Source organism: Beijerinckiaceae bacterium (assembly GCA_004564215.1).
Classification (GTDB): Bacteria; Pseudomonadota; Alphaproteobacteria; order Rhizobiales; family Beijerinckiaceae; genus Methylocapsa.
The window spans coordinates 3,245,446-3,271,110 of the sequence record CP024846.1 but is presented as its reverse complement, the minus strand read 5'-3'; the positions used below and the strand labels follow the sequence as shown (position 1 = coordinate 3,271,110).

Annotated in this window: 25 protein-coding genes; 11 read left to right on the top strand and 14 right to left on the bottom strand. The window is 58.0% G+C overall.

Annotated features, from left to right (window positions below; genetic code table 11):
- Positions 1-10: 10 nt before the first annotated feature.
- Both CU048_15605 and CU048_15600 read left to right on the top strand, forming a co-directional pair.
- Positions 11-673 (top strand): succinyl-CoA--3-ketoacid-CoA transferase, encoded by a 663-nt coding sequence (locus CU048_15605; GenBank protein ID QBR72475.1) that lies wholly within the window; start codon positions 11-13, stop codon positions 671-673.
- 450 nt (positions 674-1,123) lie between these two features.
- Positions 1,124-1,339 (top strand): hypothetical protein, encoded by a 216-nt coding sequence (locus tag CU048_15600; GenBank protein ID QBR72474.1) that lies wholly within the window; start codon positions 1,124-1,126, stop codon positions 1,337-1,339.
- Between the two features lie 78 nt (positions 1,340-1,417).
- Here the strand turns inward: CU048_15600 and CU048_15595 are convergent, their stop codons facing one another.
- A complete protein-coding gene (locus CU048_15595) occupies positions 1,418-2,218 on the bottom strand; it encodes an amidophosphoribosyltransferase (protein QBR72473.1) in 801 nt (266 codons plus the stop codon).
- 22 nt (positions 2,219-2,240) lie between these two features.
- On the bottom strand, positions 2,241-2,942 hold the full coding sequence (locus CU048_15590) for a hypothetical protein (protein QBR72472.1): 702 nt from the start codon (positions 2,940-2,942) through the stop codon (positions 2,241-2,243).
- 353 nt (positions 2,943-3,295) lie between these two features.
- Here CU048_15590 and CU048_15585 point away from each other — a divergent pair, with 353 nt between their 5' ends.
- Both CU048_15585 and CU048_15580 read left to right on the top strand, forming a co-directional pair.
- A complete protein-coding gene (locus tag CU048_15585; GenBank protein QBR72471.1) occupies positions 3,296-3,877 on the top strand; it encodes a cytochrome B in 582 nt (193 codons plus the stop codon).
- Positions 3,878-3,882: 5 nt separating this feature from the next.
- On the top strand, positions 3,883-4,371 hold the full coding sequence (locus CU048_15580; GenBank protein ID QBR72470.1) for a disulfide bond formation protein B: 489 nt from the start codon (positions 3,883-3,885) through the stop codon (positions 4,369-4,371).
- Positions 4,372-4,504: 133 nt separating this feature from the next.
- Here the strand turns inward: CU048_15580 and rlmN are convergent, their stop codons facing one another.
- Positions 4,505-5,701, bottom strand: coding sequence for a 23S rRNA (adenine(2503)-C(2))-methyltransferase RlmN (rlmN, locus tag CU048_15575; protein QBR72469.1), 1,197 nt, complete (start codon positions 5,699-5,701; stop codon positions 4,505-4,507).
- A 279-nt stretch (positions 5,702-5,980) separates the two neighbouring features.
- On the opposite strand from rlmN, the gene CU048_15570 reads away from it, so the two are divergent.
- On the top strand, positions 5,981-7,189 hold the full coding sequence (locus CU048_15570) for a hypothetical protein (protein ID QBR72468.1): 1,209 nt from the start codon (positions 5,981-5,983) through the stop codon (positions 7,187-7,189).
- Between the two features lie 60 nt (positions 7,190-7,249).
- Complete coding sequence (locus CU048_15565; protein ID QBR72979.1) at positions 7,250-8,002, top strand: SIMPL domain-containing protein; 753 nt, start codon at positions 7,250-7,252, stop codon at positions 8,000-8,002.
- A gap of 32 nt (positions 8,003-8,034) precedes the next feature.
- Here the strand turns inward: CU048_15565 and CU048_15560 are convergent, their stop codons facing one another.
- Both CU048_15560 and CU048_15555 read right to left on the bottom strand, forming a co-directional pair.
- Entirely contained in the window at positions 8,035-8,922 is an 888-nt protein-coding gene (locus CU048_15560) for an SAM-dependent methyltransferase (protein QBR72467.1), read from the bottom strand.
- Between the two features lie 96 nt (positions 8,923-9,018).
- Entirely contained in the window at positions 9,019-9,270 is a 252-nt protein-coding gene (locus tag CU048_15555) for a hypothetical protein (protein QBR72466.1), read from the bottom strand.
- 564 nt (positions 9,271-9,834) lie between these two features.
- Here CU048_15555 and CU048_15550 point away from each other — a divergent pair.
- Positions 9,835-11,631, top strand: a complete 1,797-nt coding sequence (locus CU048_15550; protein ID QBR72465.1) for a hypothetical protein — start codon at positions 9,835-9,837, stop codon at positions 11,629-11,631.
- A 153-nt stretch (positions 11,632-11,784) separates the two neighbouring features.
- Here the strand turns inward: CU048_15550 and CU048_15545 are convergent, their stop codons facing one another.
- The gene (locus CU048_15545) at positions 11,785-12,501 is read right to left on the bottom strand and encodes a hypothetical protein (GenBank protein ID QBR72978.1); all 717 of its coding nucleotides are present in this window, start codon (positions 12,499-12,501) and stop codon (positions 11,785-11,787) included.
- Between the two features lie 687 nt (positions 12,502-13,188).
- On the opposite strand from CU048_15545, the gene CU048_15540 reads away from it, so the two are divergent.
- Positions 13,189-14,259 (top strand): hypothetical protein, encoded by a 1,071-nt coding sequence (locus CU048_15540; GenBank protein QBR72464.1) that lies wholly within the window; start codon positions 13,189-13,191, stop codon positions 14,257-14,259.
- Between the two features lie 155 nt (positions 14,260-14,414).
- Entirely contained in the window at positions 14,415-15,485 is a 1,071-nt protein-coding gene (locus CU048_15535; GenBank protein QBR72463.1) for a hypothetical protein, read from the top strand.
- 69 nt (positions 15,486-15,554) lie between these two features.
- On the opposite strand, the gene CU048_15530 is transcribed toward CU048_15535, so the two are convergent.
- The 4 genes from CU048_15530 to CU048_15515 form a co-directional block, all read right to left on the bottom strand.
- Positions 15,555-19,133 (bottom strand): hypothetical protein, encoded by a 3,579-nt coding sequence (locus tag CU048_15530; protein QBR72462.1) that lies wholly within the window; start codon positions 19,131-19,133, stop codon positions 15,555-15,557.
- A gap of 60 nt (positions 19,134-19,193) precedes the next feature.
- Positions 19,194-19,487: a hypothetical protein gene (locus CU048_15525; protein QBR72461.1), complete on the bottom strand. Its 294-nt coding sequence runs from the start codon at positions 19,485-19,487 to the stop codon at positions 19,194-19,196.
- 74 nt (positions 19,488-19,561) lie between these two features.
- On the bottom strand, positions 19,562-20,407 hold the full coding sequence (locus tag CU048_15520) for a hypothetical protein (protein QBR72460.1): 846 nt from the start codon (positions 20,405-20,407) through the stop codon (positions 19,562-19,564).
- Between the two features lie 82 nt (positions 20,408-20,489).
- Positions 20,490-20,936, bottom strand: a complete 447-nt coding sequence (locus CU048_15515; GenBank protein QBR72459.1) for a transcriptional regulator MntR — start codon at positions 20,934-20,936, stop codon at positions 20,490-20,492.
- 276 nt (positions 20,937-21,212) lie between these two features.
- On the opposite strand from CU048_15515, the gene CU048_15510 reads away from it, so the two are divergent.
- A complete protein-coding gene (locus tag CU048_15510; GenBank protein QBR72458.1) occupies positions 21,213-22,049 on the top strand; it encodes a hypothetical protein in 837 nt (278 codons plus the stop codon).
- A gap of 98 nt (positions 22,050-22,147) precedes the next feature.
- Here the strand turns inward: CU048_15510 and CU048_15505 are convergent, their stop codons facing one another.
- The 4 genes from CU048_15505 to CU048_15490 are packed head-to-tail and all read right to left on the bottom strand — an operon-like array spanning position 22,148 to position 24,495.
- Positions 22,148-22,372, bottom strand: a complete 225-nt coding sequence (locus tag CU048_15505; protein QBR72457.1) for a hypothetical protein — start codon at positions 22,370-22,372, stop codon at positions 22,148-22,150.
- Positions 22,373-22,384: 12 nt separating this feature from the next.
- A complete protein-coding gene (locus CU048_15500) occupies positions 22,385-23,251 on the bottom strand; it encodes a hypothetical protein (protein ID QBR72456.1) in 867 nt (288 codons plus the stop codon).
- A gap of 60 nt (positions 23,252-23,311) precedes the next feature.
- Positions 23,312-23,581 (bottom strand): hypothetical protein, encoded by a 270-nt coding sequence (locus CU048_15495; protein ID QBR72455.1) that lies wholly within the window; start codon positions 23,579-23,581, stop codon positions 23,312-23,314.
- 11 nt (positions 23,582-23,592) lie between these two features.
- Positions 23,593-24,495 carry a hypothetical protein gene (locus CU048_15490; protein QBR72454.1) on the bottom strand — a complete coding sequence of 301 codons (903 nt, stop codon included), beginning with the start codon at positions 24,493-24,495 and terminating at the stop codon, positions 23,593-23,595.
- Between the two features lie 299 nt (positions 24,496-24,794).
- Here CU048_15490 and CU048_15485 point away from each other — a divergent pair, with 299 nt between their 5' ends.
- The gene (locus CU048_15485; protein ID QBR72453.1) at positions 24,795-25,577 is read left to right on the top strand and encodes a CDP-diacylglycerol pyrophosphatase; all 783 of its coding nucleotides are present in this window, start codon (positions 24,795-24,797) and stop codon (positions 25,575-25,577) included.
- Positions 25,578-25,665 lie beyond the last annotated feature (88 nt).

Genomic DNA, 25,665 nt, shown 5'->3' with positions numbered 1-25,665 from the left:
AGAAGAGCAAATGGCCTGGAACAGGGATCAGATGGCGGAGCGCGCGGCCAAGGAATTGCACGACGGTTTCTACGTCAATCTGGGGATCGGCATTCCCACGCTTGTGTCGAATTTTATTCCGGCTGGAATGCATGTGCAGCTGCAGAGCGAAAACGGCATGCTCGGCATGGGGCCGTTTCCGTTCGAGGGAGAAGAGGACGCAGACCTTATCAACGCGGGCAAACAGACCGTCACCGAACTCCCGACCACGAGCTATTTCTCTTCGGCCGATAGTTTCAGCATGATCCGCGGCGGTCACATCGATCTCGCCATTTTGGGCGCGATGGAGGTCTCCGAGCGCGGAGATCTCGCCAATTGGATGATCCCGGGCAAGATGGTGAAGGGGATGGGCGGCGCAATGGATCTCGTCGCTGGCGTCAAGCGGGTCGTGGTCGTCATGGAACACACCGCGAAAGGCCAGCCGAAATTGCTGCATCACTGCAGCCTGCCGCTCACCGGCACCGCCGTGGTCGACCTTGTCATCACCGATCTGGCGGTATTTTCGATCGACAAGGAAGGACACGGCGGCATGACTCTGATCGAACTTGCCGACGGGGTGACCTTGGACGAGATCAAGGCGAAAACTGAAGCGACTTTCAAGGTGGCCCCGGACCTGGCTGCCAGAGCTGCCTGAGCTATTTTCCGAATCGCCGCCAAGCGATTTTGACGCGGCGCGCCAGAGATGTTGGGAAGTCAGATGGGACGACAACCTCAACCTTCGTCGATCGGGCGGGGTCGAACGAACGTGGTTGAGGACGAGCCCAGGCTGCCTCTGCATCGTCCTCATCAATCGCCTATTTTTTGAGCACAACACCTTTAAAATCAGAGCATTGAACAAAGAACCCACCGGGGATTCCTGACGATTATTTTAAAAGAGTCTGATCTGGATCAGTGGATTTTGAAGATTCTATGAAAGCGCAAAATTCTCTGCTAGGATGTGCGACCATGCCCCGCAGCATGGACCCCGTGAGCTACTAACCCTGCAGGGAGACGGTCGGCTGACTGCGTAGATCATACGCAGAGAGTTTTGGCTCAGGGAGGGGGGCCGACTGAAACCAATAAGCGGGAAAAAAGGGAGTGGACGATGGCTATTGTGAATCCCATTGGAACCGGTCAGATCGATAGAGTAGAGGGCAGCGGCGCCAGCCTTGTCATTTTGATTGCGATGATCATCCTTTTCGGCGCAGCGGCGTATTTTACGGGTCGCCTGTATGGAAAGGCCGGAATGATCGCCATTATCGCTGGCTTTTTTGTTGTTCTTGTCGGGCTATTGGCGCTCGGCGGCATAAGCTTTAGCTGACCGACAGACCGGCATATCTTCCGCGTGGCGCGCCCCCGCGCGCCACGCTTCTGTTAGGGCTGGCCCTTCCCACGGCCACTAAACCGCGCGGGCAAAAACCAACACATCGACATGTTTGGCGCCACTGCGAAGAAGCGCGCGAGAAGCGGCGTTGACGGTCGCGCCCGAAGTCATGACATCGTCAATCAGGACAATGCGCCGCCCTTCGAGCCGCGCGGCGTGCGGCTCCGACACCCGAAAAGCGCCCTGCATGTTGAGCGCCCGTTGCGAGCGCGACAGTCCCACCTGCGAAGGGGTCGGCTTCACCCGGGCGAGGACGAAAGGATCGACCGGCACGCCCGATTCGGCCGAGATCGCCTGCGCCAAGGCATTCGCCTGATTGAAGCGGCGGGCGGCAAGACGACGGCGATGCAAGGGAACCGGCACAAGGAGGTCTGCCTCGGTCAAAAGTTCCTGGCCCGCGCGCGCCATCCAAGCCCCGAGCGGCTTGGCGAGTTCCATCCGATCGCCGTATTTCAGCCGATGCACCAATTGGCGCGCCGGGCCGTCCTCGAAAAGCGCCACAGCCCGGGCACGCCCGTAAACCGGAGGATCGGCAACCGCCTCGGGCGAGATAAGCCCGTCATGGCCGAAATCGGCCGCGAAAGGCGTGCCGAGCCGATCGCAAAAAGGCCGCTCAATAAAGCGCATTTGCGCCCAACACGCGGCGCAGAGCCCGCCTGCCCTATCCGTGGATTGGCGGCAGTTGAGACAGGCCGGCGGGAACACAACATCGGTCGCAAGACGCCCAAGGCTTCGCAAGAACGGCAAAGCACGGGCGCCGATGGGGCTGTGAAGCAGCTTTGACAGACTCCGCAAGCTGGTCTGCGCGCCGGCCATCGCGTTTCCTATACGGAAGGGCTCACGGCGGGCCAAAAGCCAGGGTTTCGCGGGTGTAAATCTCGTTCACTTCCGAAAACGGCCGATGCGCGCTATCGTAGACGAGCGCTCGATGCTCGAATAACTGCCAAGGTATAGTCAGGCTCTCATGCGGCCGGTCCGCCGCGCTCGGCCCCAGCTCCCACCCGTCGGGAAGTGGCTTCCACAGGATTTCGACCGCAAAATTCTGGCGAATGGGCTTCACCGCCTGGACCGCCCGGCCAAACGGCGTGTCGGTGGTTTCCAGGACATGATTGATTTCCGGGCTGAGCCGGCTCGGCACATACCAATTATCCGCCTCGACCAGGACATGCTCTCCGCAGGTGAGTTCGACCCGCCGATAGGCGACTTTCTCGTCGGCGCCGATTTGAAGCCTCTCGCGTTGTTCCGCCGAGACCGGCTTTTTGGCGCCGGCAACAATCCGCGCCCGAACCGTGGGATCGCTCGCCATTTTGTGATCGGCGCACCATTTATCGAGAACTTCCGTCGCGGTATGGGCGCCAAGAAGCTTCGCGTTCAGGGTCTCGATCAAGGCGAGCGCCTCAACCCGCGCGAGCAATGTGTCCGGCCACGGGGTGCCGGTCGGTCTCACGACGGGGTCGGCCGAAATCGCTGAAGCGCAGAGATTCAACGTCACTATTGTTCCAATCCAGAGAAGGCGCACGCCGGCGTTTCCATAGGGCAAATTGCGGTTTGGTGGCAAATGAACACTTGGCTGTCATAGCACAACTGATTGATTTCAGCCTACTGGCGCACCGGCAAAGCAAGTGCGCCCGCGCACCCCACTGTTGATGATCCAGATGACTCATGGAGGCCCCACGCACATCGATCTTTCCGGCAAAACTGCCATTGTCACCGGCCCTTCGCGTTGAGGATGGCGTCATTGACACCATCGTCTGAGCCACCGGATCGGGACCGAAAAACAGCCCACGCTTCCGCTACTTTCAATTGTGGTCCACTCGGGTATAAGCAGGGGCCATCTTCCCTTTTGCGTTGCATTCGCACCCAGCCGATGCCTGACCCGGTGAATGATCGACTATGTTTCAAAAGCTTTATCGTTGGACCCTGAGCCTCGCGGAAAGCTCGCAAGCGCCATGGGCGCTGGGCATCATCGCATTTGCCGAGAGCTCGTTTTTCCCGGTTCCGCCCGATGCTATTCTCATCCCGATGTCGCTCGCTAGGCCGTCACGCGCCTGGATCTATGCGTTGATCTGCACGGTCGGCTCGGTCGCAGGAGCGGTGCTCGGTTATGCAATTGGAGCGCTTCTTTTCGAGACCGTCGGCAAATGGCTTATCACTGTTTACGGTTACGGCGCGCGGGTCGATGAATTACGCGCACTCTATGCGCATTGGGGCTGGGCCGTCATCCTGTTCAAGGGATTGACGCCGATACCCTTCAAAATCGTGACCATCACAAGCGGCCTTCTGGCCTACAGCCTGCCGCTTTTCATTGCCTTGTCTTTCGTCACGCGCGGCGCGCGGTTTTTTCTGATCGCCGTGCTGCTGAACCATTATGGCGAACCGATCAAGCGGCTTCTCGACAAATATTTCGGCTGGTTCCTGGTTATCCTGGCACTTGCCGTCGTCGTGGGATTCTGGATCGCTGCAAAGGTCATTTAGCACCGATGCGCCTCAAACCTCCCCTCGCCATCTCGCTTGCGATCCTTGCGATCGCGGTTTTGTCGATCGTCGGTGCGCTCATCTTCGAAGCCCTGGGCTATGCCCCTTGCGAGCTTTGCCTCAAGGAACGCATCCCCTATTATGTTGCAATTCCAATCGCGGCCCTCGCCGTCCTGTTCGCGGCGAAGGGACCCAAAATTCCGCTGATCGCGGCTTTCGCCGCGCTCGCGCTGATTTTCGCCGGGAGCGCGATGTTCGGAGCCTATCATTCGGGCGTCGAATGGGGGTTTTGGCCGGGCCCCAAGGAATGCACCGGGTCGCTCGACCATGCTGCCTCGGTCGGGGATTTCTTGAAGCAATTGCAGACCGTCAAGGTCACCCGGTGCGATGCCGCGGCCCTGCACGTCTTCGGGCTTTCGCTCGCGGCCTGGAACACCTTAATTTCTTTGGGCCTGACGGGGCTTGCGCTGCTGGGACTGCGAATCAAGAGCTAGAGCATGTTCCGAAAAAGTTGACCGACTTTTTCGATCAGAACATGCTCCTACTCGTTGAACTTGAGCGATTCCTTTTCGATCAGATGATTCCATCTGATCGGGAAGCGCTCTAGAGTGGCAATCCCGAGAGAGCCTACTCAAGCGCGAGCCGCGCCCTCGCCCGCAGCTTTTCTGTTTCGCTCTTCAACTGGCCGCAGGCCGCCAGAATATCACGCCCGCGCGGCGTCCGCACCGGGCTTGCATAGCCGGCATTGAACACGATGTCGGAAAATTTTTCGATCCGCTCCCACGACGAACACTCATAAGGAGCGCCCGGCCAGGGATTAAACGGAATGAGATTGATCTTGGCCGGGATGCCCTTGAGAAGCCGCACCAGCTCCCGCGCGTCGGCGGGTGAATCATTGATGTCCTTCAGCATGACATATTCGAAGGTGATGCGCCGCGCATTGGAGGCGCCTGGGTAGCTCCGGCAGGCCGCGAGCAAATCCTTGATCGGATATTTCTTATTGAGCGGGACAAGCCTATCGCGCAAATCATCGCGCACGGCATGAAGGGAAATCGCGAGCATCGCGCCCGTTTCGCGACCAAGTTCCTCCATGCGCGGCACGACACCGGCCGTCGAAATCGTGATCCGGCGTTTCGACAAGGCCAACCCGTCGCCGTCGGACATTACCGCGACGGCGTCTCGCACATGGTCGAAATTATAGAGAGGCTCCCCCATGCCCATGAAAACAATATTCGACACCGCGCGCAGACCATCGCCAGGGACGAAACCATTTTCGGGCGGCGACAGTCCCGGAAAATCGCCAAGTCTTTCCCGCGCGATCAGGAGCTGGGCGATGATTTCCGCCGTGGACAGATTGCGCACCAGCTTCTGCGTTCCGGTATGGCAGAATGAGCAGCTCAGCGTACAGCCCACCTGGCTCGAAACGCATAAAGTGCCACGATCGCTTTCAGGGATATAGACGCATTCGACCTCGGCGCCTTTGTCGCGGGCGTCGCTTGGATCGAGCCTGATCAGCCATTTCCGGGTGCCATCGCTTGATACCTGTTCAGCGACGATTTTGGGCCGCGCAAGCGTGAATCGCTCGGCGAGCTTGCCGCGCATCACCTTGCTGACATTCGCCATGGAATCGAAGGACGTTGCGCCGGAATGATAAATCCAATGCCAGAGCTGCGCCACGCGCATGCGGATTTCCCGCTCCGGCACCCCTACGCCGGCAAGCGCCACCGCAAGCTCTCGCCGGGTTGCGCCCGCGAGCGAAAGGGAGCGGCCGGGAACGGCCTCGATGAAGGTTGGAAGAGGTTCGGCAAGATGGGACATGATCATTATAGGATTAGCATGACCTTTTGGATTTCTCCAGGATTGCGATTCGTTATCCTGGCAAGTCCGAATAAAGTCCAGATTGCGCCCTCACGGATCCTTGGATAGTTTCGTAAAGCTGAAGTTGGTTTTTGGGCGTTCTGGCGCCGCGCTCCGCTCATCGTCCTGAGCGATGCGGCTCCCCGCGCCGCTAAAAATTCTACCCGTACGCGCGGGCCAATTATTGATCAGGCTGCCGGTCGACAGATTTGCTTGCGCCCGCAGTCAAACAAGGGGGGATTTGAAATGCCGGAAACAGGCAAGAACATCGCCATCTTCTGCGACGGAACCTGGCAACATCTCAACCAGCGAAATCCGACGAATGTCGGCAGGCTCGCCCGGGCGGTCCGTGCCGCAACGGCCGGCGGAAACACTCAATTCGTCTATTATGACGACGGCGTCGGCGTAGGCCAAGGCGTCGCCGAGGTCACGACCCGTTTGGTCGGCGGCGTGACGGGTAAAGGGCTCGATCGGAAGATCGCCCGTGCCTACGAGATTTTAAGTCTCAACTATAACCCCGGCGATCGCGTTTTCATCTTTGGTTTCAGTCGTGGCGCATATACGGCTCGAAGCCTGGCAGGACTCTTGCGGAACCTTTGGATCCTCAAGAGAAACGATGCGAACCTTGTCCATGAGGCAACCGCTCTTTACCGGAACCGTCCGCACGAAGGAGCCTCCGAAGCAACCAAAGCCGCGTTCCAAACTACTTTGACGCAGTTTCGGGCAGATCATTGCCATCCGGAAACACCGTTCGTCGAAGGAAAGACCTATGACCCAGCGAATTCCAACTCTTTAAGTCCCACAAACAGATGCGCCTGGATTCAATATCTGGGGGTGTGGGATACGGTCGGGTCTCTTGGAGTGCCCCGCAAAGTGCCTTTCGCGGCCCTATGGGACGCCAAATATCAATTCCACGATACGACCCTGTCGCGCTTCGTCCGCTCGGCCCGTCATGCGGTTTCGATCGACGAACGCCGCAACAGCTTCGCGCCCGCCCTTTGGGACAATATCGGGGCGCTCAATCAAAATGCGCATGCCAATGACCTCGCCTATGCCAACCGCCCTTACCAGCAGGTCTGGTTTCCGGGCGGCCATGGCTGCGTGGGCGGCGGCAGCGCGGACGGCGGCGTATCGCTCCCTGCCTTGTTATGGATCGCGGAAGGGGCAGCGCGCGCCGGGCTGGCCTTCGATGAGTATGAGCTCGCGCGCTATAGTCAGGAAGCGTGTCCTGATGCGGACTTCCCCAAAGATAAATTTGGAATTGGCGACCTTGTCATCAAGCTCAATGGTTCAACCGACCGACCGGGACCGGACACCGCCGACGAAGTATCATTGTCCGCCCGATTGCGATGGGCCCGCCTTTCGAGCTATCGGCCCCATCCGCTCCGCCGGTTGGCCGGCGATCTCGAAGCATGGCGCCCGCCCGGCGAACCGCATGTCTATTATGCGCCCTGATGCCGCGAGCCTCCACCAATGACGGCGAGCCTTTTCCTGTTGGCTATCGAGCGTTTTTCCATGCGGAAGATTTTACCCTCGCCATGGGCCGGCGTCGCTTTCGTTTTTATTCTGGCGATCGGGACGCATTGCGCCTCCGCGCAGGACGTGTCCTTAAAAAATTCGGTCCCCTCCATCACCACGAGCGGGGGAGCTAATGCCGAGGTGGTCCCGAATATTGCGATCATATCGCTCGGAGTTGAAACCGAGCGGCCCAACGCCGCCGACGCGGCGCGCGACAATGCCCGCGCCGCGCAGGCGATCATCGGCGAGATCAAGGCGCAAGGGATCGACGCCCGGGACGTCGCAACTGTGTCTGTGACCCTCTCGCCGGTCTATGATGAGAGTCGCGATTCAAATGGCCGCCTGACCAAAAGAAGTCTGCGCGGCTACATCGCCCGCAATGGCTTGAGCATCCGGGTCAAGGACATTTCGAAGGCCGGCACCCTGGCGCGACAATTGATCGACAAAGGCGCCAATAATTTCGAGGGCATTGAATTCGACTTTGCTGAAAAAGAGCAGAAATACGATGGGCTGCGTGGGGACGCCGTCCGCGACGCGCTAAGGAAAGCCAACAGCTATGCCGACGGGCTAGGCCTCAAGCTCGGACGGGTGCTCGAAATCGGGACGCAGGCCCCCTACCCCATAGCCGCCGCGATGGCCCCGAAAATGATGGCCGCTCCGCCGCGCGAGGCTTCCGCTGTTATTCCCATTGAGCCCGGTGTTTTAACGTTACATATCGAAGTCCAGGTCACCTGGGAGCTTGTTCAGTAGCTCGTGTCGCGCGCTATGATCTTCGGGCGGTTTCATTTCGCTGGGTTCGTCTTACGCCCGAGCGCATCGGCGAGCCGCATCTTGGCGGATCCGGGCGCCAAAGGCTTTTGCTGACTCTCGTGCGGCGCCCAGCCGGAGACAAAGATCAGCTCAAAAGTCGCCCTTATGCGTCCATCCGGATCGGAGAAGCGCTCCGCATAAGCGGCTGCAGCGCGCAAAAACAGTTCGCGCCGCACCGGTTTGCGCAATCGCGCTTCGAGCGCGTTGGTGACTCCCATGGCGCGCAGATCCGCCATCAAAGCGAACATGCTTTCATATCGCACGGTCAGCGGTTCGCTATCGGCGACCGGCAACGCAAAACCGGCTCTTTGCAGCAGGCCGCCCATATCGCGCACATCGGCAAATGGCGCAACGCGCGGACTGACGCCACCGCTCATCTCGGTTTCAGCCACGGCCAAAGACATTCGCAGTTCCTGCAAGCTTCGTCCGCCGAGAAGGCAACCAAGAAACAAACCATCCGGCTTCAACGCGCGGCGGATCTGCAGGAGTCCGCCTGGAAGATCGTTGAGACTTTGCAGCGAGAGGGCCGATACCGCCAGATCGAAACATTCCGGCGCGAGCGGCAAGTTTTCTTCGTCGCCCACCAAGCGCAACAAATTCTCGTCGCCGGCCGTCTCGGCCAGCGGCGACATTCTGACGAGCAGGTGGGGTCGAAACTCATTCTTAAGCCATGCGGCAAGCCGGGACGACGGCGTGCCCACGTCGAGAATAAAGTTGAACTCCCGCTTGATGGTTCGGAAGCGCTCACCGAAATCCTCGAGCGCGCGGACCAGAAGAAACTCCTCCAAGCCTGACTTCACGGCGCGGGCAAGTCTTTGCCTGACCAAGCGGCGGTCGAAGATTGGCGGCGGAGACGACATCAGAAGCCAGTTGAAGAAAGAGCGGGCTCTCGTCGAGAAGACGCTCGGCCAGCGATGAGTTTGGCCGATTGCCGATCGGGGACAAGCCTCGGCAGCTTACCATTTTTCTACGTAGACAATGCTTGCAATGGTTTTATCCCCATCCTTGCGAAGCATGATCCGATGCACAAAAATCCCGCCGTGGTCGTCGATCCATTTCGTGGCTGCGACGGTCGCCTCCTCGGCGTTGGCTCCCTCCACCGTGACGGTCTTTTCTTCTTCTGGCGGTTTGTTGTCGGTCGCGGCCAGCGGCGCGTGCGTGGTCAGGACGGTCAGTCCCACCGCGAGCGCGACAGCGTACTTAAACATGCTTCTCTCCCTAAATTTGGCGCCGAACCTTACGATTTTTTCCGACGGAGTCGAGGCATTCTCGTAGGTTAGGAGACGTCATTTCAGGCAGCCTCCCCCTGCGGCCTTTATCAAAAAAACATTATTGCGCGGCAATATGCCGAGAATCGGCACATCGACAGCAGCTCGCCTCGTGCCGGATACCGAGCCGTCAGCCACGTCAGCAAGCTTGGCTGGATATAGGGTATCGGCACAATGTGACAGGGCGGCGCCAAGCATTTGGTGCCCTGAACCGGTGTGGAACAGGGCACTTAGGGCCCCACTTGACCCTGTTTAGAAAATGTATGAAGTGAGATTCGGTGCACTCAGAGGCGGAGGATGAGCATGCGCGCGCTTTCAGCTCGGCGCTCCGCCACCTTCCAACTCGGTGCGTATTATCGTGAGACGGTTCGCTGGCGTGCCGTAGCAATCTGGCAGATCGCTGCTGTGCTGGCGCGAATACGTTGAAAGTTGGGTGGGAAGAAAGTCGGGTAAAAATTCCTTTTCAGGTCGTAGACGCAGGTTAAATTCCTTGGGCCGGATACCATGAGCATCAAGAGCTTTTTTGGGTTTCTTCTCCGGCGCCTGAAGCGCGCGCCGAAAGCGCTCGAGTCAAGCCGGAGTATCGAAACCCCTGCGGCCGCAATTGGCGGCAAGGACACATTCTGTGTCCTTGCATTCAACCATTTACAAATTGCGCCGAATGGCACGGTTAAGATGTGCTGCATCGCGGGCGAGGACATCTCCGATGGCGGCCGCGCAATGTCCCTCTATTCCGAAACTTACGAGGACATTTGGAACTCGAAGTATATGCGGGACGCTCGCCGCGGAATGGCCGCGGGAGAAGAGATTTCGGCTTGCGCGCGTTGCTATCGCGAAGAAGCATCGGTCGGCCAAAGCCGCCGGATCATGCAGAACTCGGTTTGGCTTGCAGCCAGCGACAAGACGCCTGAGGAGTTTCTGGAAGACGCTAGAACCAAGGAATGGAAGGTCGCATCTCGACCCCAAGTCCTTCAGCTCAACATGGGCAATTTGTGCAATTTGGCTTGCCGCATGTGTTCCAGCCAATACTCCTCCCGAATCGAGAATGATCCCGTTCACAATAAATGGATGCCAGCGGTTTACCCGGACGTAGCACGGTGGCGGAGCAATAATTTACACTTTGCTCCCCGATCCCATTTTGGCGTCGGCTACCAGGGCTTTTACGACTACGAAGGCGGTGCCTTCGGCGGCCTGCGTTGGACGAATGGCGCGGGCAAAATGACTCTGGCCGTTCCACCTGGCGCTGATATATGTGCGATTGGCATCTCCCTCCGCGGCTACCGAAACAAAACTTCGGTGTCCATTCGTATAAATGGATTGGAGCAGTTTCACGGCGAGATTTCCGGCGACTGGACGGAGCGCTTCGAACGCCCGGGACTAGGCAATCAGCCGGAGATCGAAATCGAATTCATCTCGGGCGCTGAAGCATTTGGTGGGCGCCCGTTGGGGGTAGCCCTGCTGGATGCGTGGCTTGAGCGCAAGCCGTCAGAGGTGAGAGCAGCCTCCAACGAACGTGCTTTAACGAGATTCTCCTGCAATGAGGGATGGTGGGCAAATAAGGAAGTCATGTTCGGGGAAATTCTAAGCGAACCCGATCAGCTTAGATGTATCACTTTTCAAGGCGGCGAGCCGCTATTGGTGAAAGAGTTTGAAGAAATCCTCGATCTATTGATTGTGAATGGCGCGGCCTCGCATGTCACGTTCGAAATCGTGTCCAATATGACCGTTCTCAAGCAATCGACCCTGGAGAAGCTGGCGCAACTCAAGCAGGTGCATTTGTGCGCGAGCATCGACGGCATAGGCCCTTATCTTGAATACATCCGCTATCCAGCTCATTGGTCGGAAATAGAAAAAAATCTTGCGCGGATCGCCGATCTTCCAAATGTTGTGAGAACGTTCAGCGTAGCAGTACAATTATATAATCTCTTGCACGTCACGGACATTTTAAAATACTGCGACGAGAATGGCATTGATGGATACACCCATTTTTTGGTGGGCCCGCAATATCTCAATGCGCTTGTTTTGCCAAAAACAGCGCGAAGAATTGCTGCCGAACGGCTGCAATCTTATCTCGAAGGAAACTGCCGTCCACAAAATATAGCGTCAGCTCAATACATGCTGACGTTTTTGGCGGAACACGAAAGTATCCAATACCGCGCTGATTTCACTAATTTCCTCAAATTTACAAACGATATGGACAAATCCCGCCACCAGGACTTTGGAACGCTCTACCGCGATCACATCGATTGGTTTGCGGAAGACGGGCTTGAGTGGACTGACGAGACCGCCTTTGCGTGTTGAGTGCGTTGTCCGGAGTAGAGATGGGCTGCAGGAGCAATCATAAAACCTTAGTTGGCGGCTCGGCTTCGGCCGATGGCCAGCGAGGACGAATTTTCCTCTGAGTTGAGCCCATTAGGGCAGGACTTACAGCCTATCGTCATTCTGATAAGGACCCTATGAGGGAGTGGACGGGTCTGCATGTGCCGACCTGCGCTCCTCCCCGATCATCGAGCGCAGATAGGGATGCCACAACTCGTTTTCCCGGCGCTCGCGTGCGCCACGCATGTCGGCGATGATCAGCGTGTGACGCGGCTCCATCGGGTTTTGCAGTCGTCGAACCCTTGATGGCAGCACTCCGGCTATCCGCAGCGATTTAAGCAGCAGGCGCTCTGATACGGAAGCCGCAAGAAAGACGAATTGGCCCGGTTTGGTCCCTGGGAATGGTTCGCTCTCTGACGATACAGCGACGTAGAAATCGAGCGGCCCGTCCTGGCGCTCGAAGAAGTCGTCGATGATTAGCGTCTCCTCGGCAAGAAGGGCAGCGGCATATAGTGTGTTGACCGGGCTTGGTGAGTGGGTAAAGACCTCGCTCATGAACACAACGTCGTGCGATTTGAGTTCGGTTGACCGCGTGAAATCGTCGCAGACGAACCTCACCTTGTTCGAGCACTTCTTCTCGCGCGCGAGATAGGAGGCTGCGTCGACGCTGGCCTTAACGAGGTCGCAGCCGGTCACGTGGGCCGCGCCCAGCCGAACGAACTCAAAGGAAAAAAAGCCGCAATTGCACCCAGCATCGAGCACCGTCTTACCCGTCAGGTCGGGAAGCGTCGGCTCAAGGTAGCACCACTTGGCTCGCGGGCGAAGGATCGAGCCGTCCGTGTCTGTGAGCATACCGAAAAGTGTTTGCAGTGGATTGCCGCCCAGCACTGCGACCCGCGAGTGATCGGAACTCGTGGTTCTTTTCGTGCCGGGGATATCGATGCGCTGAAAGCAGCCCATGTCGAGAGCACGTCGGACTGCCTGGTCCTCACCATCGGCACGAAAATTCCGGTCCGCCAGCAAGTCGGCCAAGAGGCGAAACTTCCAATCGGCAGAGGCCGATACGTCGAACAGCGGCTCGATGGGCGACTGCGCGTAATCAACCTCTAGTGGAACGAACACTGGTTTCCTCTGGATAATGTTGGGTCCAAATACCCTAGCGTAAGCAATCGTCGTCGACAAATCCGTTTCGTGGTTCGTCGATTTCTTGCCGACACTTAGTTATCGCCCGGAAGATTGGGACGGATAAGTTACCACGTACAGGTCATCGGTCCTGTAATTCGAACGTGAAAGTGGCGAATCGCGCCTAGACCAGCGTCTTTACAGCACGAAACGGGGCACGCTCGAAATCCGACGGGTGCGCTTCCAAACGTACCGGCCCCTCCTTGTCAGGAAAGTGGAAAGAAAGCAGGATGAGGCCGCAATTAGAGTATACTGGGTCGACTGCGCGTTAGGTTGGCGTCCCAAGTGCCAAGATAATATTTATTGCGTGAACATTCTGGCAACAATCAGTTAAGAATTTACGCAAGGAAGCGAAAAATGGGCGAATCCATTACACCAACTTTGAATATGGTGACGGAAGAACAAATACCTCGATTCCGAGAAAATCGGGTCAAGACCAATTTCAAAGGATGCACGCAGCTCTACCAGGTTTTCGTCAAAGCCGACGCGACGATCTCCTGCTCGTGCATGCGGTACTGGGACATTTTGGCTGACTTGCACAGCGTTGATCTCGCAACGTTTTTTAACGGACCGTTGATGAGTTTCATTCGGGACAGTTTTGCAAACGGCTATGAGCCGTTCAGCTTTTGCGAGGGGTGCCCGTCTCGGCTGACGGATTTTGATGCAAGACAGCAATTTGACTACATCGATCTCCATATCGAGCCGAGTAATCAATGTAATCTTTACTGCGAAGCCTGCATTTGCACCTTCGAGCGTTTGACTCAAAACCCGCCTTCGCGGGTCTCGCTGGATTATGAGCTTTATGAGAAGGCGCTCTACAACATCCAAGCTGCTGGATTGCGCGTTCGGCACTTGGCCTTGGTTGGATTTGGAGAGCCATTATTCCATTCCAAGGCGCCCGATATGGCGCGGCTTGGGCGTAAGTTGTTTCCCGATTGCTATATTTTCCTGGACACAAACGGCAATTTTGGAAAGCAACGCGCCGAAGAGATAGCCGATTGCGGGCTCAGCGAAATTAGACTTGCCTTGGATGGGGTAGATCAGAGTTCCTACGAAGCCTATCGTCGTGCCGGTGATTTCAAGCGAGCTTTTCAATTTGCTCACGATCTGGCGGATGCGATTCGTTTGAGCAAGAGTTCGACCCGCGCGGTCTGGAAGTATATCCTCTTTCGGCACAATGATAGCGACAATCAGATCCTAACGGCCATCAAGATGGCGGGTGAGATCGGTATCCCAATCATTTTTGACGCGACTGTGGGATCAGAGGCATCAAAGCGGCCCGCGCCCGAGATCGCGGCATTGACCGGTAAGCCAATCGGCTGCAACATCGATCCTCGGTCGACCAGCGGTGAGATACTTCCGCTCGGCATTCCCGAAAAGAGTTCGTCGCTTTGGCGACGGATCAATCGATTTCGGACCCGCGCCTAGGGTCTCATTGGCGATCGGATCGTGAGGTCACTCCGACCATCCGACGCAATTGATTAGCATGTATTGGGCTTGAGTGGCTAACCAGACTGCCTTTGCGTGTTGAGTGCGAAAAAGGACTGTGGGCGGCACAAAGCATTTACGCAAGGAAGCGAAAAATGAGTGAAACCATTACGCCGGCCTTGAACATGGTGACGGAAGAACAAATACCGAAATTCCGAGAAAATCGGGTCAAGACTAATTTCAAAGGATGCATGCAGCTCCAGTCACTGTTCGTCAAAGCGGACGGGACTATGTCTTGCTCGTGCATGCGGTACTGGGACGTTCTCGCAGATTTACGCGACGTTGATATCGCAGCGTTTTACAATGGCCCAATGATGAGTTTCATTCGGGAGAGTTTTGCAAGCGGTTATGAGCCCTTCAGTTTTTGTGACGGGTGTCCATCTCGGCTGACGGATTTTGATACGAAAGAGAAATATGACTATATCGATCTCCACATAGAGCCGAGCAATCAATGTAACCTTTACTGCGAAGCCTGCATTTGCACCTTTGAACGATTGACACAAAACCCGCCGGCGCGCGTCTTGCTGGATTATGAGCTTTATGAGAAGGCGTTGAACAGCATTCACGCTAGTGGATTGCGCTTGCGAGACATGGGTTTGGTTGGATTTGGAGAGCCATTATTTCATTCCAGGGTGGCCGATATGGCGCGGCTCGCGCGCGCCTTGTTTCCCGAGTCCAATATTTGGCTGGATACAAACGGCAATTTTGGGAAGCACCGCGCTGACGAAATAGCCGATTGCGGGCTTAACGAAATTAAACTGGCCTTGGACGGGGTGGATCAAAGTTCCTACGAAGGGTATCGCCGCGCCGGCGATTTCAAGCGAGCCCTTCAATTTGCGCGCGATTTGGCGGATGCAATTCGTTTGAGCAAGAGTCCGACTCGCGCTGTGTGGAAGTACATCCTTTTTCGGCACAATGATAGCGACACGCAGCTGCAGACGGCTATCAAGATGGCAGCGGAGATCGGTATCCCAATCATTTTTCACGCGACTGTCGGATCTGAGGCATCACAGCGGCCGCAGTCGGAGATCGCGGCGCTGACTGGTCATCCGATCGGCTGCAACATCGATCCTCAGTCGACCACCGGTGGATTGCTTCCGCTTGGTATTCCCGAAAAGAGCTCATCGCTCTGGCGACGGATCAATCGATTCCGAACCCGCGTATAGGGTCCCGGCTACGCGGCGCTGTGGCAACGCTCGGCATTGCTGCGCATCCTTGCCCTATTTGTTGTCGCCTTAATCAGCTACGCGATCCCCACAATCAGTGTTGTCAAATTGGTTTGGTTTGGTTTGGCAAGGCTGTTGCTCGCCTGGAACGTCCTTGCTTTCGCCGAGGATCAGCTCATCGCCCGGGCGGAGATCGCCCGCGATGATTTCCGTCGCGGTTCCATCGTCGAGACCCGGCTTGACCAGGATCGCCATCGGCTTTCCGGCGCGCAGGATCAACAGCGGCGACCAGCCTTCCTTGGGCGCGCCGGCGCCGCTTTCGGCCGCCGATAGCAGCGCATAGCGCAGCGCCTGATGGGGCACATGGAAAACATCTTCGCGCCGCGCAAGCTCGATCTCGATCCTTGCCGTCATGCCGGGTTTCAGCAAAAGTTCGGGGTTGGGCGCATGGATCGCGACATTATAATCGGCGGCGGGTTCGGATGTCGGCGGCGCAGGATCAATCTGGGTCACTTCTCCGGCAAAGCCGCGGTCCGCAAACCCCTCGACGGTAAAACGCGCTGTCTGGCCGGGCTTGAGCGCGCCGATGTCCTTCTCGTTGACCTTGGCCATGAGCTGCAGAGTTGACAGATCCGCAACCAGAAACAGCCGATCCGAGGGGGTCGCTTTCTGGCCGACTTCGACGCTGCGCGAGACGATGGTTCCCTCGATCGGTGAAACAAGATCGGTCGAACCCAGAGCGATCTCGGCGGCACGGAGCGCGGCCTGACGCGCGGCGAGCGCCGCCGCGTCACGCTTCACCTGCGACTGGGCTCGCGTCAAAGCCTCGCGCGATTGAGCGAGTGCCTTGTGGGCCCGCCGCTTTGGCAGCTTCTCGTCGCGCGCGACGGCGGCCTTCGCGGCGTCGAGAGCGACCGTGTCCGTCGCGAGCGTGGCTTTTGCCGCCGAGAGTTCCGCCTTGGCCCGATCGAGGGCGTCCTGAAGGGCACGCGGATCGAGTTTCCCGCAGAGCTGGCCAGCCTTCACTTGCATAGTGACGTCGCAGGAAAGCGACTGGATCGTGCCCGTCCTGCGGGCGCTGATCGGGACCGTCGCGGTGGGCGCAAGAACGCCGTTCGCGTCCACGCTGCGGACGAGTGCGCCGCGCTCGAGTGACTGGGTGCGGTACTGGGTTGGCCGATCCCGATGCAGCGAGGACAGGATCCAGCCGCCCCCGAACGCCAGCATAACGACGACGAATGTCGCAACCGCCGTACGCCACCCCGCGCGGCGCGTGCGGGTGCTTTGGAATTTATCTTGGGGCGGATTTTTTGCTTTCCCGTCACGCGCGCTCGGCGCGCGCAAAGAGCCGGCCGTTGAAGAGGGGCTTTCGGCACTCCAATCGACGGCCTCCTCGTAAATATCCTCTTCCTGCGCATTGTGGAGACGCACGAGAGATTCGATGGACTCGATGATGCGTTGCGCATCCCGGATCAAATATCTATCCGATTCACTTGGGGAAAGCCCCTCCGACAGGCGAGCCAAGAGCCTTGCGAGATGAAGGATCTCGCGATGCGCGCGACTCATGGCATTGAGGCCATGCGCCTCGGAGAGGATATTTGCCAACCATGGATAAACGCTGCCCACGTCTTCGCGTTCGTGCGCGACAATCTCCTTGCCCACGATTCGATTGGCCTCAAGAATGAATTGGACCGCCATCTCGGGCCTGGCGTCGTCCAGCGCGTCCACGATCTGGCGCAACCGGTCCAGGCTTGCCTCAACTTTTTGGTGATCCTCATGGAGATCCTGCACGGTCCCCGCCGGCATCGAGAGCCGGTGGGGCGCGCGCGCCGGTCCGAGAGCCCTCAGCGCATTGAGGATCACCGCGACATCTATCACCTCTTGTGTCAGCGCTCCGGCAATCGGCGTCAGCCAGCCAAAAGCCGCGGCTCCCATTGCAATCGCGGAAAGCGACATTCCGGCGACAATGCTTTCGATGGCAATGCGCCGCGTGCGCCTAGCGATGACCACCGCATCCGAAACGCGGTCCAATCGATCGACCAGAATGACCACGTCGGCCGCCTCCGAGGAAGCACTTGCGCCACGAGCGCCCATGGCGATGCCGACGTCCGCCGCAGCCAAGGCCGGGGCATCATTGATGCCGTCGCCGACCATCAATGTCGGGTGAAGCCGCTGCTCGGTTGCAACCGCATCGACCTTGTCGGACGGAACGCGATCGGAAAGCACGGCGTCGAGATCCAGCGCGGCGCCAATCGTCTCGGCCGAATCGGCGCGATCGCCGGTCACCATGACAATGCGCGCCACGCCCGCGGCACGCAGAGCCTGGACGGCGCGAGGCGTTTCGCGCCGCAGTTCATCGGCGAGAAGCAAGGCGGCAATCGTGCGGCCATCGACCGAAACAAAGACGCTGAGGGCGGAACGCCAGGAAGCGCGCCGCAAAGCGCGAAACGCCCATTCTTCCGGCCGTGTTCCTCCATAGACAAGTCGATGCGAACCGACACAAATCATTCGGTCGTCCACGAGTCCTTCGAGTCCGGATCCCATGGTCTCGCGTATCTTTCGCGGCATTTGCAGCGACAGGCCCTTGGCCAAGGCGGCGGACACAATCGCGGCGGCGACAATGTGATGCGAGGCTTGCTCAAGAGACGCAGCAAGCCGCAACGCTTCGTCGGGGTCTTCGCCCAGAGCCGTTTCGATCGCAACTAGCCTTGCCCCGCCGACGGTCAAAGTGCCTGTCTTGTCGAACATCACCGTGTGTGCGCGTGCCAGCGCTTCGAGCGGTCCGCCGCCCTTGATCAGAATGCCACGGCGGGCGGCCTGCGCCGCCCCTGCGATAAAGGCGGCCGGGGCTGCCAGGATCAGCGGGCACGGAGTCGCGGCGACGAGAACCGCCAGTGCCCGAATGGGATCATGAGAAAATGCCCAGGCGGCTCCCGCCAGGCAAAGCGTCACAGGCAGAAGAAGAAGCGCAAAGCGGTCCGCCATCCGGACGAAGGGGGCTTTGGCTGTTTGAGCCGCCGTGACCAAGCTTACAATGCCGGCATAAGTGCTTTCTCCAGCCGTCGTCGACGCCTGCATTTCGAATGTCTCGCCGGCATTGATCGTACCGCTCCGCGCCAATTCCCCTCCCCGCCTTGTGATCGGAATTGGCTCTCCGGTTACGGCCGACTCGTCGAGGGAAACATTCGCAGTGGTGATCTGGCCGTCGACGGGAACGACTTCGCCCGCACGCACGAGAAGGGCATCGCCGATCGATATCTGTTCGATCGGCACATCCTCGAACGATGCATCGCGTTTTCGATGCGCCACACGCGGCGCGCGGTCCACCAGAGCCTTCAAGTCCCGCTCGGCGCGCCGAATTGCAATATCCTCCAGAGCGTTGCCACCGGCATACATAATGGCGACCACCACTCCAGCCAGGGTCTGGCCAAGCGCCAAGGCGGCCACCATGGACAGGAACGCCACGGCGTCGACGCCAAGCCTTCCGGCTAAGAGATTGCGAACGATCGAGATGGCGAGGCTTGCGGCGACAGGAATTGTACCCGCCGCCCAAATCCATTCCGCAAGGTCCTTGCGTCCGGTGAGGGCGAGAGTAATGCCGACACCAAGTGCCAATATTGCGATCGCGATGAGAGCACGTCGCACCATGCGCGCGTTGATGAACGAGACTACGCTGAATGCCGGTTCAAACATCCTGGCGCCGTGCCTTCATTTAGGTGAGTTTGTCGCTCCCTTCCAACGATGGAAGGAGCGTCGTAACCAGCGGAATATGATCCTCAGTTTTCGGAGAAGGCGACCCGCAAGCGGAAAGTCAACCGCCAGTATTGCCAGCCCGACCGGCACCATCCAAAAGCCGACAATAGGAAGAAAACCGACGAGCCCCAGAAGAACGAACACCCCACCGGCTGGAATGCGAACCACGCGCCATTTTGGCTCTCTTAAACGACGCAGCATCCGCCCGCTTGGTTTCTCCATTGGATTTGGATCGCTGGGAAGGTTCATGTCAACCAGCCGAAGTATTTCGGATCGGCCATCGCCTACGCCGATGGCATGGACTCCCCATCAAAGGCTCGGACTCAGTAGGAAAGAAGAACCGGCAGCTCCGCTTCCGACAGCATACCACTTGTAACACCGCCGAGCACCATCTGAAGCAGCTTGGGATGCGCATAGGCGCCAATGACCATCAGATCCATTTTCCCCATCGCCGCATGACTTGCCAAGGCTTTGGCAACATTGCCATGCTGCACCGGAATCTCCGTGACCGTCACGCTTTTGCAGTGTCGCGCGAGATGAGCCGCGAGATCGGCCCCACGCATGCTCTTTTCCGAGTCGGGTGAAACACAAACGATCTCGACTTTTTCCGCGCGCAAAAGAAAAGGCATGGCATCCCCGACGGCTCGCGCCGCCCGAGCGCCGCCATCCCAGCCAATCATGATATTTCGAAACTCGGCCCCGCGCACCCAGTTTGCCGGGATCACAAGGACCGGCCGCCCCGAGGCGAACAGCATGGCCTCCGTCAGGTCCCGGTCGAGGGAAAGGCCTTCCGTCGGTCGGGAAACGATGACGATGTCGCTCGTTCTTGCCGCCGCAGCGAGGCATTGGTTTGTTTCGGTGTAGGATTGCTGCACGATTTGAAATTCGACGGTGACGCCCGCAATCGCTGCGGCGTTTGTGATTCTTTTTTGGGCTTCTTCGGCATGGGCGTACCGCTCGGCGTTGATCTCATCGACCAGCGCATGCGTGAGCGGAACAAATCCGGCGCTCGGGAGACGAAGATTTGGCGCCGCCATAAAGACCGAAAGATGGGCTTGCTCGCGCGCACAGAAGGAAATGGCATAGTTTTCTGCGGCAAAGCTTGGTTCCTCGGGCTCCGGGATCAATTCACCGAAGCTCAGGGCGAGACAGACACTCTTAAATTGCATGCGGGTTTTCCATTGTTGATATGCCTAACCCTAGTCCGCATACAGCGACATGTCCTTGACCTTGCTCAAGGGTTTGCCACTTTCAGCGAACGGGCCGATGCTTCTTTAGGTAGCCGCGGAAAGCGCCCAGTGTCGCATCGCTGACATGGTGCTCGATTCCCTCGGCGTCGATGTCCGCCGTCTCAAGATCGACGCCGAGCGCGACAAGAAACTCCCGAACCACGTGATGGCGCTCACGCGATGTGTCGGCTAACTCCTTGCCCTGCACTGTCAGGAAGATTGAGCGGTAGGGTTTGCTTGTCACCAGACCATCGCGCTGGAGCCGCTGGATCGTGTTGTTGACGGTCGCATTGGTCACACCCAGGCGCCCCGCTAAATCCACGACGCGCGCCTCCCCTCTTTGGTCGATGAGATCGGCGATCAGCTCGACATAATCTTCGGCCAATTCCCGTTGATGAGCGTCGCGCACCCGCCCGAACCGTTCGGCGTGACGAGCGGTCTCCTGCTTTTCATTGTCAGCGCCGGTCATCGCAGGCTCCTCATATTGCCGATCAGTCTATCCTAGAGCGTAACCCGAACGCGATGTTCAGCTCCCCGGAAGAGCACTCCTAGCCAAAACTCCCCGCCTGACCAAGAGCTAGAACGGGTTCGGGACCGCCAATCGGACGGCCCACCCGACTTTGCCGTTGACACAATTATTAGCCTTAGCTAACTTTATGTACCGCACCTAAAGATCGCTTTTGCGACTTCTAAATGCGTCCATGGAGGGAAATACATGGTGCACACGAGGATAGTTGCCTGTGCAATGGTCCTTTTGCTCGCCTTAGCCAAGCCCGCACTGTCGCAAACCGAGGCCCAGAGTGACAACGGCCATGCCGGGCCGCATTTCGACACCGAGCACATCTTCGGGTTTGGCGAGGGATCGGATATTGGCGCTCAGGGAGAATGGGAGATCGAGAGCTTTACGGGGGGAAGCTTCGGGGCGATCGGACGCGATTTCAACATCGCCAACGACACTTCGATTCGGTACACCGTGACCGATGAGCTTCGATTCTCGGTTGGCACTCTCACCGATTATCTCAACATCCACGACCCCCGCCTCAGCATCCGAAATGGGGCGAATCTCAGCGGAATTGTCGCGGAAATTCGGTGGAATATCCTCAATCGGCTGACGTCGCCCTTTGGGATGACCTTCACCTTCGACCCGGAATGGCGCCGCACCGATCCCGGGTTCGGAAGATATAACGACAATGCTGCCATTACCGCGGCCTTGCTCATCGACAAGGAGGTGATCCCCAACCAACTCTTTATGGAACTCAACCTCGCTTATGCGCCATTCTGGAGGCCATTGGCTGGCCAGTGGTTGCGCGACGATTCCTTCACGGTCCTGGTCGGTGGCTCTTATGTGATCACCCCGAATTTTCTCGTCGGCGCGGAGATCCGCCATGAGAATTTCGCGCCCTATGGTTTCCCTAGGTCTCACGCGCTGTTCGTGGGCCCGCACGTATTTCTGCAATTGGACAAGAGCTTAACGGCATCGTTCGCCTGGGCATTCCAGGTTCCGGATTTCGGAGCCCGCCATGCCGATCTTGCAAATTTTGAGCGCTACGAAGCCGGGCTGAGGCTCGTCTATGGTTTTTAGGCTTTGCAATCGTCGACGCGAGCGTCAACACGAACACCGGCGCGTGGCAAAACCCAAGGCTGTGCCGAGGCGGTTGAGTTCAAACCAGGCACATCGAGCTAGCCGGAATCCTTGGGTCGTCCCATGACCGTGTCCTTCAGAGCTTGCCCCATCTTGGCGATGCGGCCAGCGCCCTGCCGAGGCGCGTCCTGCACCGTGTTCACCACCGCCCCGGCCTGCCTCTGGGCCAAGGCAAGCAACTCGCCGGGCGAAAGCGTTATCTCGATCTTTTTGGTGACTTTGACTTCCACATATTCATAGTCGAAGTCCTTGTTATCGGACATCTGCCCACTCCTTCAAGCGATGGAGACTTGTGGAACCGAAATCGTGTCAATCCCGAGCTGCGCCAAGGTCAGGTTCAATAACTCATAGGGCGCCACAACATCGCGCAATTCGATTTTGCCGATCGACGTGCTCGCGGAAACATTGTGGATCAGCAATTGGTCGATGTGCGCTGCCGCCTTCGGATTGACCTTGATCGTGAGATCGAGGCAACCCAAATCGATATGAAAGGCTTTGGGTCTCGGCACAGCACTCACATCGACACCTTGGCTGGCAATGTCGGCAATCGAAGCGCTGGGAAGCGAGAGATTGCCGATCGACATCTGGCCGAGCGGAAATGCATCGCCCTTCAACCGGCCGATCTTAAACGAATCGAGGTTTGCGGCCGGAACGCCAACGCCACCGACTTTCAGGGCGCCGAGTCCAAGCCCGGCCAGAGTGAATCCTTGCGTCGGCAGTTTGACGTTCTGAATCTTGATCTGTTCTGCGACAGCCTTCCCCAACTCAAGATTGGTGATCGGCGCAGCGGCGGCGGCGATGTTATCGACGTTCAGACTGTCAATCTTGATCTTGAGATTCTCAAGCCCCGGCAGCTTGAGATCGCCAAACCCCACTTCGAAATTTTGAATGCCCAATTCCACAGTGCCGCTGTCCTCTGCCGCAACTCCCGGAACTTCAAGGCGAAGGCGCCACTCGATACTCATGTCGTATGAGATGATGACTCGAAAGTTGCGAAGTACGGCGCCGTCGCCCGCTGCATTAAGCTCGAAGTCGCTGACGACAAGATGGCCGATCTTGATCGGGCCAATTCCCACTTGCCCTACGCTGATGGCGCCGATCCCAAGTTGCTTGATGTCGGCTTCCGCGATCGTCGTGAACATGCGCCCCACCCTTCCGCTCGCTTGACGTCTCGGCGCACCCTTGCGCGCATTTTACAAAGATCACTCGGTCGTCGATCGCCTCTGTGTCTGCGGGGTCAGCAGAGCGGGATGGATCTCATTGATCTGCCCGACAACCTCCTTTAGCTGCTTGGCGAGATCGCTTAATTTTTGGAGGTGCGGCTCCAATTGCGTCATTTGGATCCCAGTCGCGGTCGGGACTTGCCGGTTGCTGATTTCCACGAGCGGAGTGAGAATTTCGTCAAGTGTCACGTTGACGTCGTATCTCTTCACCGGAACCATCGTAACTTCGGGAGTTTCGTCGTCGGCCATTGGGGCCTCCTCTACGCGACGGTAAACGCCGGGATCTCGATCGTATTGATCCCGATCTGAGATAATGTAAGATTCAGAGCATCAAAGGGTAGCACAACATTATGCAGCACGATCTGACCAACGGTGGCGCTCGCGTTTGCGTTGGATATTTCCAGATGATCGATGTGCGATAATGCCGAGGGCTTGACCTTGATCGAGATCCGCAAAATGCCGGCGTCGAAGCCCACCGATCTCGTCTGCAGATTGGCCGGAATATCGAGCGGCGCCGAACTGCTGACGTGCGGGATCTGCGCGGCGGGGAGATGCAGATTGCCGAGCGTGAACGAAGGAATTTTGATCGGATCGGCATGGACATGGCGGATCGTCGCCTGATCCACCTTCGCGGCGGGCACGCTGACCGCCTCGCCTTCCACGGAGGCCAGCGCCAAGCCTGCAATTGTGAAGCCTGCCGAAGGCAGCGTCGCATGGTCGATATGGATTTGATCGGCGGTCGTGTTCTGAAGCTGAAGGCTCAAGGGGTTGGCCGACACCGACAGATTTTGCGCGTTCAACGTCGGGATGTTGATATGGACGTTGTTCAACGCGGGAATTGCGATATCGCCGACCGGCATCGGGAAGCTGAGTGAGCCAAGATCATAGGTATCGCCGACGTCGATGTCCGGAATTCCATCCGGCAATCCAACATGAACATGCCATTCGACGGAAATTTTCACCGTGACCGTCACATTCACATTCTTGAGAAGGCCCTGCGCCCCCGTGAGGGCAAAATCGGTGTTGTTCAAGACGAGATCGCCGACCGTGATCGGCCCGATCGCAACCTGACCAACCGAAATGGTGGTGAGGCCTGCCTGCTGAATATCCAGCTTGGGGACATTTACTTGCAAATTTTCCCCCTTCGACCCCGAACCGGTCACGCCTTGCGCGGCGCATTGGCCGCGAACACGTCCCGACCGGCGTTCTCCGCGTGTCGGCTTTTGCTTGATTGACGCTAGTGCTCACGCTGCAATTCGTCAATACAAATGGATGAACCCAGAGGTGTCCATCGACCGAGGAGGGCGCTCCACACGCAGAACGCGAAACCGCTCCGTGAACTCGCCATCGATTTCGCTCGACGGCCCGGAGCGCAAATGTACTTATATTCATTGAGCACTGCATTTTTTTGACTTGGGAAAAGCTGGCCGTTTGCTGCCATTCGAGAGTGAGAAGCGTTTCGATGGGGTTCTTTTTGCACAGAGTCACGCGTTTCGCCGCCATATTGGGACCGATCCTTGCGGCGCTCGCGGCTTCACCCCCATGTGTTGCCGCAGCCAACAGAAACGGCCTGTGGGTGGTTGTCCACGACATTTGCCTGCCCGCCTATCGCGGCTTCGGCGTCGCGTTTCCCTGCACGGAGGTCAACATTGCCAAAGGTCTCGACCGAGGCTTTGCCGTGCTGCAGAAGCCCTCGAGTACCGCCCATATCATCGTTGTTCCGACCACGCCCATTTCCGGCATTGAAAGCCCGGCGTTGCAGGAAGATGCCACGCCCAATTATTGGGAGGCGGCCTGGGACGCCCGCCGCTTCGTCGAGGAAGGCTCGCACCGCCAGCTGCCGCGTGACAAGATCGGGATGGCAATCAATTCGGCGGCCAGTCGCAGCCAGGATCAGCTGCATATTCACGTTGCCTGCATTGCCCCGCCGGTCGCCAATTTCCTGCGCCGCCACCAAGCGGAGATTCACGGAGCCTGGTCTTCGCTGCGTTCAGGACTTCTCGGGCACAGATTTGTGGCGATGAAAGTCGAAACGGACAGCCTGGATCAAGTCGATCCCTTTAAATTACTGGCGCATGGGCTTCCGTCAGGCAAGTTTTCCATGGGGAACCAAACCCTCGCTGTATTCGGAGCGACCTTCAATGACGGGAAGCCCGGATTTTATCTTTTGGCCAATGACTCCGGCGCGTCACCGAAGGATATCGTCAGCGCGGAAGCATTGCTTGATGACAATTGCGCGAATTGAGCTGGACCGAGGTAAAAATCGTTCCCGATCTCGATAGGCCGCATTGACAAATAGACCCCGCTAAAGTGACAAGGCTGGACGAGAGCGA